The 14871-nt window shown below is 35.5% G+C and carries 18 protein-coding genes; 5 read left to right on the plus strand and 13 right to left on the minus strand.

Annotated elements, in window-relative coordinates; all coding sequences use genetic code 11:
* The first annotated feature begins 147 nt into the window (after positions 1-147).
* The 3 genes from bshC (at position 148) to OLM58_RS02135 (ending at position 3746) form a co-directional block, all read left to right on the plus strand.
* Entirely contained in the window at positions 148-1737 is a 1590-nt protein-coding gene (gene bshC, locus OLM58_RS02125; protein WP_264531023.1) for a bacillithiol biosynthesis cysteine-adding enzyme BshC, read from the plus strand.
* Positions 1738-1842: 105 nt separating this feature from the next.
* Positions 1843-3114, plus strand: coding sequence for an acyltransferase family protein (locus OLM58_RS02130; RefSeq protein ID WP_264531024.1), 1272 nt, complete (start codon positions 1843-1845; stop codon positions 3112-3114).
* Positions 3115-3326: 212 nt separating this feature from the next.
* Complete coding sequence (locus tag OLM58_RS02135; RefSeq protein ID WP_017495185.1) at positions 3327-3746, plus strand: nucleoside-diphosphate kinase; 420 nt, start codon at positions 3327-3329, stop codon at positions 3744-3746.
* A 170-nt stretch (positions 3747-3916) separates the two neighbouring features.
* Here OLM58_RS02135 and OLM58_RS02140 read toward each other — a convergent pair whose 3' ends face one another.
* Both OLM58_RS02140 and OLM58_RS02145 read right to left on the minus strand, forming a co-directional pair.
* On the minus strand, positions 3917-4213 hold the full coding sequence (locus OLM58_RS02140; protein WP_017495184.1) for a DUF721 domain-containing protein: 297 nt from the start codon (positions 4211-4213) through the stop codon (positions 3917-3919).
* Positions 4194-4634: a hypothetical protein gene (locus OLM58_RS02145; protein WP_264531025.1), complete on the minus strand. Its 441-nt coding sequence runs from the start codon at positions 4632-4634 to the stop codon at positions 4194-4196. Before OLM58_RS02145 ends, OLM58_RS02140 begins: the two co-directional genes overlap by 20 nt.
* A 263-nt stretch (positions 4635-4897) precedes the next feature.
* Here OLM58_RS02145 and OLM58_RS02150 point away from each other — a divergent pair, with 263 nt between their 5' ends.
* Positions 4898-5968 (plus strand): serine hydrolase domain-containing protein, encoded by a 1071-nt coding sequence (locus OLM58_RS02150; protein ID WP_264531026.1) that lies wholly within the window; start codon positions 4898-4900, stop codon positions 5966-5968.
* Between the two features lie 86 nt (positions 5969-6054).
* Here OLM58_RS02150 and OLM58_RS02155 read toward each other — a convergent pair whose 3' ends face one another.
* From OLM58_RS02155 to OLM58_RS02205, 11 genes are all read right to left on the minus strand, one after another.
* Positions 6055-6234, minus strand: coding sequence for a hypothetical protein (locus OLM58_RS02155; protein WP_264531027.1), 180 nt, complete (start codon positions 6232-6234; stop codon positions 6055-6057).
* A gap of 6 nt (positions 6235-6240) precedes the next feature.
* The gene (gene ftsY / locus OLM58_RS02160; protein WP_017495180.1) at positions 6241-7194 is read right to left on the minus strand and encodes a signal recognition particle-docking protein FtsY; all 954 of its coding nucleotides are present in this window, start codon (positions 7192-7194) and stop codon (positions 6241-6243) included.
* 168 nt (positions 7195-7362) lie between these two features.
* Complete coding sequence (locus OLM58_RS02165; protein WP_008468081.1) at positions 7363-7515, minus strand: DUF4295 domain-containing protein; 153 nt, start codon at positions 7513-7515, stop codon at positions 7363-7365.
* Between the two features lie 50 nt (positions 7516-7565).
* Positions 7566-7748, minus strand: a complete 183-nt coding sequence (gene rpmG / locus OLM58_RS02170; RefSeq protein WP_017495179.1) for a 50S ribosomal protein L33 — start codon at positions 7746-7748, stop codon at positions 7566-7568.
* 27 nt (positions 7749-7775) lie between these two features.
* The gene (gene rpmB / locus OLM58_RS02175; protein WP_008468080.1) at positions 7776-8012 is read right to left on the minus strand and encodes a 50S ribosomal protein L28; all 237 of its coding nucleotides are present in this window, start codon (positions 8010-8012) and stop codon (positions 7776-7778) included.
* Between the two features lie 71 nt (positions 8013-8083).
* The gene (locus OLM58_RS02180) at positions 8084-9337 is read right to left on the minus strand and encodes a CinA family nicotinamide mononucleotide deamidase-related protein (protein ID WP_264531028.1); all 1254 of its coding nucleotides are present in this window, start codon (positions 9335-9337) and stop codon (positions 8084-8086) included.
* A gap of 123 nt (positions 9338-9460) precedes the next feature.
* Positions 9461-9805, minus strand: a complete 345-nt coding sequence (locus tag OLM58_RS02185; RefSeq protein ID WP_140505522.1) for an Hpt domain-containing protein — start codon at positions 9803-9805, stop codon at positions 9461-9463.
* Complete coding sequence (locus tag OLM58_RS02190) at positions 9805-10416, minus strand: fumarylacetoacetate hydrolase family protein (protein WP_264531029.1); 612 nt, start codon at positions 10414-10416, stop codon at positions 9805-9807. The genes OLM58_RS02185 and OLM58_RS02190 overlap by 1 nt, the downstream gene beginning before the upstream one ends.
* 95 nt (positions 10417-10511) lie before the next feature.
* Positions 10512-11282, minus strand: coding sequence for a 3'-5' exonuclease (locus OLM58_RS02195; RefSeq protein WP_264531030.1), 771 nt, complete (start codon positions 11280-11282; stop codon positions 10512-10514).
* Positions 11283-11499: 217 nt separating this feature from the next.
* A complete protein-coding gene (locus OLM58_RS02200; RefSeq protein ID WP_264531031.1) occupies positions 11500-12813 on the minus strand; it encodes a dihydrolipoamide acetyltransferase family protein in 1314 nt (437 codons plus the stop codon).
* 84 nt (positions 12814-12897) lie between these two features.
* On the minus strand, positions 12898-14061 hold the full coding sequence (locus OLM58_RS02205; RefSeq protein ID WP_264531032.1) for a glycosyltransferase family 2 protein: 1164 nt from the start codon (positions 14059-14061) through the stop codon (positions 12898-12900).
* A gap of 218 nt (positions 14062-14279) precedes the next feature.
* Here OLM58_RS02205 and OLM58_RS02210 point away from each other — a divergent pair, with 218 nt between their 5' ends.
* Positions 14280-14861: a hypothetical protein gene (locus OLM58_RS02210; protein WP_264531033.1), complete on the plus strand. Its 582-nt coding sequence runs from the start codon at positions 14280-14282 to the stop codon at positions 14859-14861.
* Positions 14862-14871 lie beyond the last annotated feature (10 nt).

Raw genomic sequence — 14871 nt, forward strand, 5'->3', positions numbered from 1 at the left:
CAATAAAAAAAGAGATCACGAAATCAAAACCTTGATTTACAACAACTTAATTCAAAGCATAAAAATCAAATCTTAAGCATTCGTTAAAAAAGGATTTAAGTACATATTTTGATTAAATTTACAGCTATCAAAAATAAACCTAAAACTATGCCTACCGACTGTATCAGCTACCAAAACTCAGGATATTTCTCTAAATTGATACAAGATTATTTAGATCAAAAACCCGAATTACAATCACTGTACAATCACTTTCCTACGCTTGAAAACTTTGAGAAACAAATCCTTGACAAGCAGGCTAATTTTGACCATTCCAACCGTATTCCTCTTGTTGACACGTTAAAAAAGCAATACGAAAACATCCAAATTTCGGATTCGACCAGACAGAATATTGAGCTTCTAGCCCTTCCAAATACTTTTACGATTACAACCGGACACCAGCTGAACCTGTTTAGCGGTCCTTTGTATTTTTTATACAAAATCATTTCGACCATTAATCTCACTACGGAACTGAAATCAAAATATCCTGCTCATAATTTTGTTCCGGTTTATTGGATGGCAACTGAAGATCACGATTTTGAAGAGATTAATTATTTTAATTTTAAAGGAAAAAAGTTCCGTTGGAACAAAGAAAGCACTGGTCCGGTTGGAAGATTGTCGACAGAAGGTTTAGAAGATTTTTTTGAAATCTACTCCAAAGATTTGGGTTCAAGCACAAATGCCAACTTCTTAAAAAAACTCTTTGAAGAGGCCTATCTAAAGCATGAAAATCTTGCCGATGCTACACGTTTTCTGGCAAACAGCCTATTTGCTTCTTACGGTTTAGTGATTTTAGACGCAGATACAGCAGATTTGAAACGCGCTTTCATTCCATATATTAAAGAAGAATTGGAACAGCAAACGGCTTTCAAAGCGGTTCAGGAAACAATCTCAAAATTTAATGATTACACCATTCAGGTAAATCCTCGTGAAATCAATCTGTTTTACATTGAAGACCAACTGCGTGAGCGAATTATACTAGAAAAAGACAGCTACGTTGTCAACCATACTAAAATATCATTTTCGAAAGAAGAAATTTTCAATCTACTCGAAAGCAATCCCGAAAAATTCAGTCCGAATGTAATCATGCGTCCGTTGTATCAGGAAATTATTCTTCCAAATTTATGCTACATTGGTGGCGGAGGAGAAATTGCTTACTGGCTGGAATTAAAATCTTTTTTTGATGCTGTGAACATTACTTTCCCCATGTTACTGGTTCGTAATTCGGTACTTCTAAGCACCGAAAAACAAGCTAAAAAAGCAGATAAACTTGGACTTCACTGGAAAGATTTATTTACTAAACCCGCAGATTTAGTGAATGTCCTTACACATAAATTATCTGATTTTCCGATTGATTTAACGCCACAAAAAGAAACGCTGATCAAACAATTTGAATATCTTTACGAATTAGCACAGCAAACGGATACATCCTTCACGGGAGCTGTAAAAGCGCAGGAAGTAAAACAAAAGAAAGGCTTAGACAATCTCGAGAAAAGATTATTGAAAGCACAAAAACGAAAACTGGATTCGGAAATACAACGCGTTGTTGATTTACAATGTGAATTGTTTCCAAATCAAAGTTTACAGGAGCGTCAAACCAATTTTTCTGAATTTTATCTGGAAAAAGGAGAAGAATTGATTCCTCTTTTAATACAAAATTTAAAACCTTTAGAAACGAATTTTAATATTATCACGATATAAAAAAAAAAGTAATAGTCATCAGAATAAATAACCGCCTCTTCTGAAATTATTGCCTCTCAAACCAAATAGTAACCTTTAAAAAAAATTAACCTATTTACCAAAATTATGACCAGAGAGCGCCTGATATCATTAGATGTCTTTAGAGGATTGACTATTTTATTAATGACTATTGTAAACAACCCGGGAGATTGGGGAAATGTCTACGCCCCCTTACTACACTCCGAGTGGCATGGCTGTACGCCAACCGACTTAGTGTTTCCGTTTTTTATTTTCATCATGGGAGTTGCAGTACCCCTGGCAATGCCAACCAAAACCTGGGACAGCACTACCTTCAACAAAATCCTGGTTCGTTCGCTACGCATGCTCGGTCTTGGGATTTTCTTTAATTATTTTGGAAAAATAGAGCTTTTCGGGCTTGAAGGAATTCCGCTTCTTATCGGTCGATTAATTATCACTGTGGCTGTTGGCTATGCTTTGATGGGCAATTTCAGTTCGAAAATCAAAAACATACTGGCATTTTCAATTTTGTTTATTTATCTGTTTCTGGCTTACAGCGGGGTCGAAGCTTACCACGATGTGCGATTACCGGGTGTTTTACAACGAATTGCGATTGTATATTTTGTTGTTTCTCTATTGTACCTAAAAACAACTCAAAAAACACAAATCATAACCGGCATTACTTTATTACTGGGCTATTGGGCCATAATGACTTTAATCCCCGTTCCCGGAATCGGAGCGCCTAATTTAGACAAAGAAACCAACTTAGCTTCCTGGCTCGACGGTGTTTTACTTGAAGGGCATATGTATCGCGGAACCATAACCTGGGATCCTGAAGGAGTTCTAAGTACCATTCCGTCAATCGTAAACGGAATCATTGGCTTATTGATTGGTCAGATTTTACAGCGTGAAATTACACCAAAACAGAAAGCAGTAAAAATGATAGCTGCAGGTGTTGCCTTAATCATTGGAGGATTAATCTGGAACGCCTTTTTTCCTATCAACAAATCGCTTTGGACCAGCAGTTATGTTTTATACACTACAGGACTGGCAACTGCTTGTTTAGCATTTCTATACTACATCATTGACATTGCAGCATACAAAAAGGGCATAAAATTGTTTTTAATCTGGGGAGTCAATCCGATGATTGTATTTTTCTTCTCTCAGATCATCCCTCAGGCTTTAGTGATGGTTCAGTTTAAGAACCCCCATCATCCGGAAGAACAGATCAATCTTTTAAATTATTTGTACCAATTCGGTATTGCTCCTTTCTTTAGCAATCCAATGACAGCCTCGTTAGCAGGAGCATTAACTTATGTTGGAATCTGGACTTTTATATTATGGATTTTCTACAGAAACAAACTCATTTTTAAAGTTTAAAAATAAGCTATATCCATTTCAATTACAAGAGACGCAAAACGCGTCTCTTTTTTCTTCCTCACTCTCTAAAACAAATTGACATCATCATATAACGCACTATTTTTCATTTTTCTTTACCAAAACATCATTTGTTAGAGTTTTAATTATGAATTTATTAAAATCAATTCATAAAAAAAGTATACTTTTGCACGAAATTAAAAATAAGCAATAAAATGGCAACAAATAGAACTTTTACAATGATTAAGCCGGATGCAGTTCAAAACGGACACATCGGAAATATCTTAGCAATGATTACTAATGGAGGTTTCAAAATCGTTTCATTAAAATTAACTCAACTTACTGTAGCTGATGCTCAAGCATTCTACGCAGTTCACGCAGAAAGACCTTTCTACGGAGAATTAGTTGAATTCATGTCTCGCGGACCAATTGTTGCTGCAATTTTAGAAAAAGACAACGCAGTAGAAGATTTCAGAACTTTAATTGGAGCTACAAATCCAGCTGAAGCTGCTGAAGGAACTATCCGTAAAGCATACGCGACTTCAATCGGAGAAAACGCAGTACATGGTTCTGACAGCGACGAAAATGCAGCTATCGAAGGTGCATTCCACTTCGCAGGAAGAGAGCAATTCTAATAATTTTAGACTTTCTTAGATTTTTAGATGTTAGACTTCTTAGATCTTAGAAAAGGCATAAAAGAAAACCCGTTTCATTTGAAACGGGTTTTCTTTTATAACATACCAGCCAAAATCTAACATTTAAAAATCTAAGCCAGTCTAAGTTAGTCTAAGCCAGTCTAAAAAATCTAACGTAAAACAACTTCTTTCACCACCTCACGACCTAACTCCTCGTTGATCATTTTTACAATCTTGCTTTTACCGTGACTTAATTCTTCACGCAAAACCGCCGATCCCAGTTCGACATACAATGTACTTCCTTTCAGAACAACATTTTTGGTATACGTATTCACACCATTTCCCATCAACTGCCTCCAGGCCTCTTTTACATCAATCTGGTCCATTCCGGCACCTAACTTATTCACTTGAATAATCTGCTGCAAAACAGCTCCAATCGTGCTTTCACTATTTAGTCTTTTTGCCATCGTTTAATAAATTTACAGGTCCGGTTTTTTTATAATGATATTCTTTATTCTGATCGTTCTTTACTACAAAAGTCTCATCCGAAATAGAAATCAGTTCTTCGCTCCACTTTGCATAATCTGTTTTATAATCCAGGAAAACCTGATCTCCTTTAAATCGAATCGACACATCTTCAAAAGTATCTGTTGTCAAAAAAGTTCCATCCAGCTGCGCCATTACCTTAGTTCGTGTTCCTTTAGTTCCTTTGATGTTGAAATAATCGAAATTTTCGTTCATTCCGTAATCTTTGTCCTCTCCTTTATCAAAAACTACTTTCTCAATTTCCCAATAACCATTCAGTTTTGCAATATCTGCAGGTTTAATTTCTTGTTTACAGCTTATCAACAAAAGCGATAAAACCAAAATCATAAAAGTGTTTTTCATACTATAATTTTTAGAATTTTATTCTTCTCTTTTCTCCTTGAAAAATCCCCGTCCAAAAAACAATTAGCAGCCCTGTTCTCTCGTTTTTACAGTAAATATTACCCCAAAAAAACAGTGCTTTCCAGCGGACTGAAATTTCTCTTTTCAAAAGAAACATGAACCTACAAAGTTAAACTTAAAATCTCATAAGAAGCAAAAAATCACAAAACCATTTAAACTATTTTATATCTTTCTGGTCAAACCCCAAACCAAAATAAAAAAACATGACCAAAACTATTTGCACCATACTGATTGCTATCCTCTTGACAGGCTGCAGCAAAGATCCATCTGAATCAGAACCAATTACAGTTCCCACAGAAAACATGTATTTCCCTCCATTAGCCGGAACAAACTGGGAAACAAAGTCAATCGCTGATCTTAAATGGAATCAGGCTGCTGTTCAGCCACTTTTAGATTATCTGGAACTAAAACATTCTAAATCGTTCATTATACTGGTCAACGGACGAATTGTTTTAGAAAACTATTTCAACGGACATTCAGCAACTACCAATTGGTATTGGGCCAGCGCCGGAAAAACATTAACCTCTACGGTTACAGGAATTGCCCAACAAGAAAATTTGCTGAATATCAATAATAAAGTTTCTCAGTATTTGGGAGAAGGATGGACAAGTGAAACTTTACCCAAAGAAAATTTAATTACCTGTAAAAATTTATTGACTATGACCTCCGGACTGGACGACAGCACAGACGATGTGAATCCTGCTAATCTAGTCTATAAAGCCGATGCCGGAGCAAGATGGGCCTATCATAATGTTTATGTAAAACTACAAGATGTTGTTGCAAAAGCAAGCGGACAAAGCTGGGAAAATTATTTCAACACCAAATTAAGAGACAAAATCGGGATGAATGGAAATTGGGTACAAATTGGTGCAAATAGTGTTTATACCAGCACCTCCAGAAGTATGGCGCGTTTTGGACTTTTAATGCTGAACAAAGGAAAATGGGAAAATAACACAATACTCAACGAGGCATATTTTAATGAAGCAACCACAACTTCTCAGAATATCAATTTAGGATACGGTTACTTATGGTGGCTGAACGGAAAAAGTTCTTATCACTTACCACAATCACAACTTACTTTTCAGGGAAGCATAATTCCAAGCGGACCGACTGATATGTTTATGGCATTAGGTAAAAATGACCAAAAAATATATGTTGTTCCCAGTAAAAAGATGGTAGTTATCAGAATGGGAGATGCTGCAGACAGCGTTAATCCGGCTTTATCGGATTTTGACAAAACTTTATGGGAGAAAATTAATTCTTTGTATCAGTAACAAAAAAGCTTTAAATAGAAATGCTTTCGAAAACATTACTATTTAAAGCTTGTTATTTCTTTTTGAAATAATATCGTTTGATACTATTAGCGATTAGTTCGTATTCTTTTAAAAACTCCTAAAAAGAATAAAACTATTCCAATCACCAGCAAAGCATAATAAACGGAAAGATTACTATCTTTCAATACATTTGCTAAAACAAAACATATCACACTGGCAAAATAAAAAGCTATCGCTGATATATTTTTTAAAGATTCGAAACCCATTATAAATTATTTAAAAAAACTATCTACAAATTCATACTTATTAAAGACCTGAAGATCTTCAATTCCTTCTCCAACACCGATGTATTTTACAGGAATCTGAAACTGATCTGAAATACCAATTACCACACCGCCTTTGGCTGTTCCGTCCAGTTTAGTTACAGCAAGAGAAGTAACTTCGGTGGCAGCAGTAAATTGTTTGGCCTGCTCGAAAGCATTTTGCCCTGTAGAACCGTCTAAAACCAAAAGTACATCATGCGGAGCATCTTCTACAACCTTTTGCATGACACGTTTTACTTTTGTAAGTTCATTCATCAAATTGATTTTATTGTGCAAACGTCCGGCTGTATCTATAATCACCACATCGGCATTTTGCGCTACGGCAGATTGCAGCGTGTCGAAAGCGACAGAAGCAGGATCACTCCCCATATTTTGTCTCACAATTGGAACATCTACACGATCTGCCCAAACCTGCAATTGATCGATAGCAGCAGCACGAAAAGTATCGGCAGCTCCTAAAACGACTTTATAACCGGATTTCTTAAACTGATACGCTAATTTACCAATTGTGGTAGTCTTACCTACTCCATTAACTCCTACAACCATTAAAACGTATGGTTTTTTATTTTTTGGAATCTCAAATTCCGTTGCTTCGCCTGTATTGGTCTCAGACAATAAAGCACCTATTTCTTCGCGAAGAATCTGATTCAGTTCGTCTGTTCCTAAATACTTATCTGCGGCAACACGTTTCTCGATTCTGGAAATTACTTTCAGTGTTGTGTTTACTCCAACATCAGAAGCTACTAAAATCTCTTCCAGATCATCCAGAACATCATCGTCGACTTTAGATTTTCCCGCAACAGCTTTGCTTAACTTGGAGAAAAAACTAGTTTTTGATTTTTCAAGACCTTTGTCTAAAGTCTCTTTCTTATCAGTAGAGAATAATTTTTTAAAAAAACTCATTTTTTATAGGTTGTTAGTTTTTTAGATTATGGGATAATAAAACCCAAATAATCTTTAATCTTTAAAGAAACCTAAAATTACTCATGTTTCTTTAAATTTTAGACAAATATAAAAAATAAAAAAGCTACTTCCGAATGAAAGTAGCTTTTCTATATACTGTGATTGTTATTATTTCTTTTTCAAGAACTCATCAACTTCTTCAGGAGCCATAATAGATTCTACGAATGTATATGCACCAGTTTTAGGAGATTTTACCATTTTGATGGCTTTTGATAATCTCTTAGAAGATGTTTGTAACGATGCTACGGTTTTCTTTGCCATGATTCAAATGTTATTTGAAATTTTTAATTTAAATAAAAATCTCTAATTAATTACTTAATTTCTTTATGAACAGTTACACGTTTCAAGATTGGATTAAATTTTTTAATCTCTAATCTGTCCGGAGTATTTTTCTTGTTCTTAGTTGTTATGTATCTTGAAGTACCTGCAACACCAGAAGTCTTGTGTTCAGTACATTCTAAAATCACCTGGATTCTATTACCTTTCTTTGCCATCTTGCTATATATTTATTTAGGAAAAGATTATTTGATAAATCCTTCTGACTGTGCTTTTTTCAAAACAGCAGTGATTCCATTTTTATTAATTGTTTTTATCGTAGATGCTGCTACTCTAAGAGTAATCCATCTATCTTCTTCTGGAAGATAAAAACGCTTTTTAACTAAGTTTACAGAAAACTTTCTCTTAGTTTTGTTCATAGCGTGAGAAACGTTATTTCCTACCATCGCTCTTTTACCTGTAAGGTCACAAACTCTTGACATTATACTTTACTTTTATCGTTATTCAAAATCAGGGTGCAAAGAAAAGAAAAATAAACCATTGTAGCAAAAAATTATTGCACAATTTTTAAAATTTCTTTCTTCAAAATTTCTAAACTCTTATTCACTGCTCTATCTATCACTTTTTCACGGGGTTGACCAAAGTTGAATTCTTCTACGATTATACCCTCCGGAGTGGCTAAAGCGATAAAAACAGCTCCAATTTCAGCTTCAGAGTCTCCTTTTGTCGGTCCGGCGTTCCCGGTTGTCGCAATTGCATAATCTGTATTCAGCATCTTCTTTACATTCAAAGCCATAGCCGACGCAACCTCTGCACTTACCACCGAAAACTGATCAACAAAATCCGGCGAAACCCCAAGAACATTGACCTTCGCCTCTGTTGCATAGGAAACCACACTGCCTTTAAAATAAGCAGAAGCTCCCGGAATTGCCGACAAAATGGAGGCTATTTTTCCCCCGGTAAAACTTTCGGCTGTCGAGATTGTTTTATTTTGTTTGGTTAAAATTTTTCCAATTACCGTTTCAATAGTTTCGTTTTCCTCATAACCCACTATAATATCATGAATTATAGCATCTAAAGATTTTACATTTTCTTCAATTGCAGCCTCAAGCTCTTCTTTATTGGTTCCTCTCGCCGACAAACGCAAACGCACTCGCCCGGGATTGGGCAGATAGGCCAACTTGATAAATTCCGGCAGATTATTCTCCCAGTCTTCGATACGTTCCGCAACTAAACTCTCGCCCTGACCATAAGTCAAGATGGTCTTATGAATGATATACGGACGTTTGTACTCGCGAATTATTTTAGGAATTATTTCTTCTTCAACCAAATATTTCATTTCATACGGGACTCCCGGAAGTGAAACAAAAACAGTATCTTCTTTCTTCATCCACATGCCCGGAGCTGTACCCACTTTGTTGTGCAAAACGGTACATTTGAAAGGAACCAGAGCCTGATCTTTATTCAACTGCGAAATTGGGCGTTTGTAAAAACCTTCAATTAACTCCGTCACGTGAGCCAAAACTTTAGCATCCACCACCAGCTCATCTTCAAAATACTCGCAAAATGTTTTTCTTGTAACGTCGTCTTTTGTGGGCCCTAAACCACCGGTTACAATAACCAGATCAACTTTGTTCTGCAGTTGGGCAAATGTGTCTAAAATATGTTTTTTATCGTCACTTATCGAAATCATTTCATGCACTTCGACACCAATGCGATCCAGTGATTTTGCAATAAAACCCGAGTTAGTATCTACAATCTGACCTATTAAAATTTCATCTCCAATAGTAACAATGCTTGCTTTCATAGCTGTGAATTATTTTTACTTATCGTAAGTCCAATTATTATAATAAAGAATTGTTGTCGCAGTGATTTTATACGAATGCCAGACATGGCTTGCTTTTGCAAAAAAAAGAATCACATCAAAGTCTTACAAATCAAAGTCTTTTTTAATCTCTTTGATTGCTTCTTTTACCTGTAACTTAATACTCTTAAAAGTTTCGATAATTTCTTTTTTCTTGCCTTCGGCTTTGGTCCAGGCTTCTACCTGAAGGATTTCCTCAAAAGCAACATTCAACCCCATTAAGTCCAATGTAGGTTTTATTTTATGTGCATAAGAATAGGCATACTTATGGTCCTTCTTTTTAATCCCTTCTTTGATTTGTTTTAAATCTTCAGGAACTTCAGTAACAAACAATTTAAGAATTTCATTTACAAATTCCGGATCATTGTCTGAAAGTGCATATACTTTCGAAAGGTTGTATTTTAAAGCCATTACTTTACTTGTATTCTGAATAATTTTTTATCTTCTAAAAAGCCTTCTAAAACGTCATTCGGCTTAACCACAGCAACACCTTCCGGTGTTCCTGTAAAAATAATATCTCCAATTTTTAATGTAAAAAACTGAGACACATACGAAACAAGCTCATCAATTTTCCAAAGCATGAAACTTGTATTTCCTTTTTGAACGGTTTCAGAATTTTTCGTCAGCTCAAATGTAAGATTTTCCATCGAAACAAAATCACTCTTTGGCAAAAACTCTCCAATTACTGCAGAACCATCAAAAGCTTTTGCTTTTTCCCATGGCAATCCTTTTGCTTTTAATTTTTCCTGTAAATCTCTGGCCGTAAAGTCAATCCCAACACTAATTTCGTCATAGTATTTGTGCGCAAATTTAGGTTCGATGTATTTTCCAACCTTGCTAATTTTAACAATTACTTCTAATTCGTGATGAATTTCTTCAGAAAATTCGGGAATTACGAACGGATGCTGTTTCAATAAAACTGCCGAATCCGGTTTCATAAAGACCACCGGTTCTGTGGGACGCTCGTTTTTTAGCTCTTCAATGTGATTGGTATAATTTCTACCGATACAGATGATTTTCATTATATTTAGTTTTCAGTCGCAGTTTTCAGTCACAGTCTTTACCAAATACAAAATCAGTTCAGCACAAACTGAATACTGAGACTGCGACTAATAAATTACTTCGTATTTAACTTTCTTAATTTAATAGCCGTAAGCACTTTTTTGGTATACAAAGGAAAATCGGCATTTTGAATCCAGCTGAAATAGCCTGGCTCACTTTCTAAGACTTTATCAACTTTAGCACCTTTGTGTTTTCCGAAGGTGAAAATTTCTTCGTTGTCTTTATCAAAAGCAATCATTCCGGCAAAATCAGCAATTTTTTTACGGGTTGTAAATTCAGACAACGATTTCATATCGTTTTCCAATTCCGGATAACGGTCTAATTGCGCTTTTAGAATTTCGTAGGTAGCCATTGTATCGGCTTCTGCAGAATGCGCATTCTCTAAACTTTTACCACAATAGAATTTCAATGCAGCACTTAAAGTGCGCTCTTCCATTTTATGAAAAATCGTTTGTACATCTACCGAAACTTTGTTTTTCATATCAAAATCAACTCCGGCACGCAGCAATTCTTCTGCTAATAACGGAATATCAAACCGATCTGAATTAAAACCACCCAAATCACTGTCTTTAATCATATTGTAAACCTGTGGTGCCAATTCTGCAAAAGTAGGTTCGTTTGCTACTTTTTCATCCGTGATACCATGAACAGCAGTTGTTTGCGGCGGAATTGGAATCGTAGGATTCACTAACCAGGTTTTACTTTCTTTATTTCCGTTTGGAAAAACTTTGAATATCGAAATTTCTACAATTCGATCTTTACCGATATCAATTCCGGTTGTTTCAAGATCAAAAAAGCAAATTGGTTTGTTGAGTTTGAGTTCCATTTTTTATTTTTATAAGATTACAAATGTAATTTTTAAAGCCGAAATTCCTCTTCTATTCCCGACTTTTTTAAACAAAAAGGGCAGTAATTCCGTGATTTTAACTTTTAAATGAATTCTAAAAGCCGGCTTCTGTTTGTTTTCTTAACCTTTTCTTACAAAACAAAAAACCCGGGAATTTTTCCAAATTCCCGGGTTCAAATTATTTTTAAAACAGAATTTAAAAATCTCTGTTCACATCAAAAGCTTCTAAATATTCAGCTACTCTTTTCACAAAACTTCCTCCCAGAGCACCATCTACTACTCTATGATCGTAAGAATGTGATAAGAACATTTTTTGACGGATTCCGATAAAATCTCCTTCCGGAGTTTCGATAACCGCAGGCACTTTACGAATAGCACCCAAAGCCAGGATTCCAACTTGTGGCTGATTGATAATTGGAGTTCCGAAAACACTTCCGAAAGTTCCAACATTAGTCACGGTGTAAGTTCCGCCTTGCGTATCGTCCGGTTTTAGTTTTCCGGCTTTTGCACGGTTTCCTAAATCGTTCACCGCTTTGGCCATTCCAACCAAATTCAGCTGATCTGCATTTTTAATTACCGGAACAATTAAGTTTCCGTTTGGTAAAGCTGCCGCCATACCTAAATTTATATTTTTCTTTTTGATGATGTACTCGCCATCAACAGAAATATTCATACCTGGGAAATCTTTTAAAGCTTTAGCAACCGCTTCCATCATAATTGGAGTAAACGTAAGCTTCTCGCCTTCTCTTTTCTCGAAAGCACTTTTTACTTTATCTCTCCATTTTACAATGTTAGTCACATCAACTTCAATAAACGATTGTACGTGTGCCGAAGTTTGTACTGAAGCTACCATGTAACCTGAAATCAGCTTACGCATTCTGTCCATTTCAACGATTTCATCGCCTCCGTTTACAGATACCGGAACAGCTTGCTGGCTTTTTTGAACCGGAGCTGCAGGCTGAACTGCCTTTGGAGCTTCTACAACCGCTTTCGGAGCCTGAACACCTGATTTACGGGTTTCAATATATTTTAGAATATCTTCTTTTGTTACGCGGCCGTCTTTTCCTGAACCGGCAATACTTTCTAATTCAGCAACAGAAATACCTTCTTCTTTAGCAATATTTTTTACTAATGGAGAAAAGAATTTATCCGATCCTGAAAAATCCTGCGGTGCAGCTACAGCATCTTTCGCAACTTCGATTGTTTTTTCGATTTCAGTAACTTCTGCCGGAGCAGCAGTCTCTACTGCCTTAACAGCCGGTGCATCACCTTCTGTTTCAATAATTGCAATAGTTTGCCCTACCTGAACCAAATCGTCTTTACCGAACAATTGCTCAATCAAAACTCCTGATACCTCGCTTGGTACTTCACTATCAACCTTATCGGTTGCGATTTCCAGTACTGCTTCATCAGCTTCAATTTTGTCTCCAACTTCTTTCAACCAGTTTGTAATAGTTGCTTCAGCGACACTTTCTCCCATTTTAGGAAGTTTCAATTCAAATCTTGCCATATTGTTAATCTAAAAGGTGATTTTGATTTTCAGATTGCGAAATTACTGAATATTTTGAATATAAATTACACTTAATATAATTTTTTACTCGATTTTTACGATTTGCCCCCTGTCATTCCGTGAATTACTCCCAATAATAAAATTTGCATTTTTGGGGAAAATCTTAAAAGTAATGTTCTTATCTTTAAGAGTTTCTATGATTTTGATACATTTTTTGAATGAAACATACTGATTATCCAAAATAATCTCAACTCTTTTACCCTCAAAAAGCTGCCACGAATTTACCATTTTTTCTTTTTTGAAATCTAAAAAGCTGACTTTATTTTTTAAAATTTCAGGTAATTTTTCAGACAAAATTCGATTTGAAGAATAAAAAATGACTCTTTCAGGTAAGGGTTTTGATTTTGTTTTTCCCTGAAACATTTTTACAAACGAAAAGAACCAAATGCCAATTTGAATGAAAAATTCAAAAAACCATGATTTTCTGAAATGCTTCTGATAGAAAAAATTCATCGCCTCCTGGAAACGTTTCATGTATCTTTCGTCTTTTACCGTACTTTCTCCTTTGTAATGCAAAACGGTCGTTTCGTGAAAATAATAATTCGATTTCTTTTTTTGCAGTGCCCGATACGATAAATCAATATCATCGGCATACATGAAACATTTTTCGTCAAAACCTTCTAATTCAACGTACAAATCACGAGTCATCAACATGAAGGCTCCCACTAAAATATCAACTTTTCCGCTTTCATTTGTTCCTAAATGCTGGGCGTAATACTGATTACACAATTTCCAATTTGGAAAGATTTTATACAATCCAAAAATTTTAGTAAAAGCTACCCAGGGAGTTGGAATTCCTCGTTTGCTTTCGGGTAAAAAAGCTCCGGTACCATCGATTAGTTTACAACCCACAATTCCCAAATTGACTTGTCTTTCGGCGAAATTCAGGATTTTCTTAAATGTATTTTCAGCAACAACAGTATCTGGATTCAGAATACAAACGTACTTTCCGCGAGCCTCCGCTACTCCAATATTATTCCCTTTTGGGAAACCATAGTTGGTATCATTCTGAATCAATTTTACCGTTGGGAACTTACTTTTCATCATCAAACAACTCTCGTCTGATGAATTATTATCAACCACAATGATTTCAGCATCAAGTGACGAAATAGCTTCCTGAACACTTAAAACGCATTGCTCCAGAAAGTAACGTACATTATAATTGAGAATAATAATCGATAATTGCATGAAAAATAATGAAATAGATTTTTTGGAAAGTTAGAAATTTTCGACCAATCCTGATGATAATGATCCGTCGTTTTTACGAACATCAAAATAGGGTGTCAGGTTTCTAACTCAAAAAACTAAAAACAGAGCGAAAAGTAACCTGAAACATTCTGACTGAATCCCAAAGAAAAACAGCAACGCAATTCAAAAAAGTATATTTTTGATTAAAAAACTTCTGTATGGAAATCAAAACTCCAATTAAAGTTCCTTCTTTACTCGTGCTAACAAGTATAGTTTTTCTATTATCTGCCTTTACCCTTTTTAAAAGTCCGAAAATAAATTTAGTTCAAACCTCTACTTGGTATATTGCCGGCCCCGCTGTTGAGAGTCAGAAAACAATAAACCAGGTTCGGCAAGAAAAAGGGATTGTAAAAGTCACAGCAAAAGACAATCCATCAGGTGAAATTGAACTGAATGTTCTGATTACACCTTCTGATTCTAATGACGGTGCTCCGACAAATTTATCAGATGCTTCTAAATTTGTGAGCATTACATATAAATCTTCTCACCTCATCAAACTTCAGGCGCGCGAAGGAAACGAGGAAGGAACCGGTTGTATACATGGCGGTTCTCACCCAAGAGCTGATTTACCTGCTTCTCCTTATCAGTTTAAAACGATCAAAATTCCGTGGACGGATTTCAGACAGGACGGTCTTCCAAACGGAAAACTTCTGAACATTCATAATTTATGCAAATTCAACTTTGTGAATTATCATCCGGTTTCTGGAGCCTATTTAGAAATAAAATCAGTTACTCTTTAATTAAAAAAAA

This window comes from Flavobacterium sp. N502540 (assembly GCF_025947365.1).
Lineage (GTDB): Bacteria > Bacteroidota > Bacteroidia > Flavobacteriales > Flavobacteriaceae > Flavobacterium.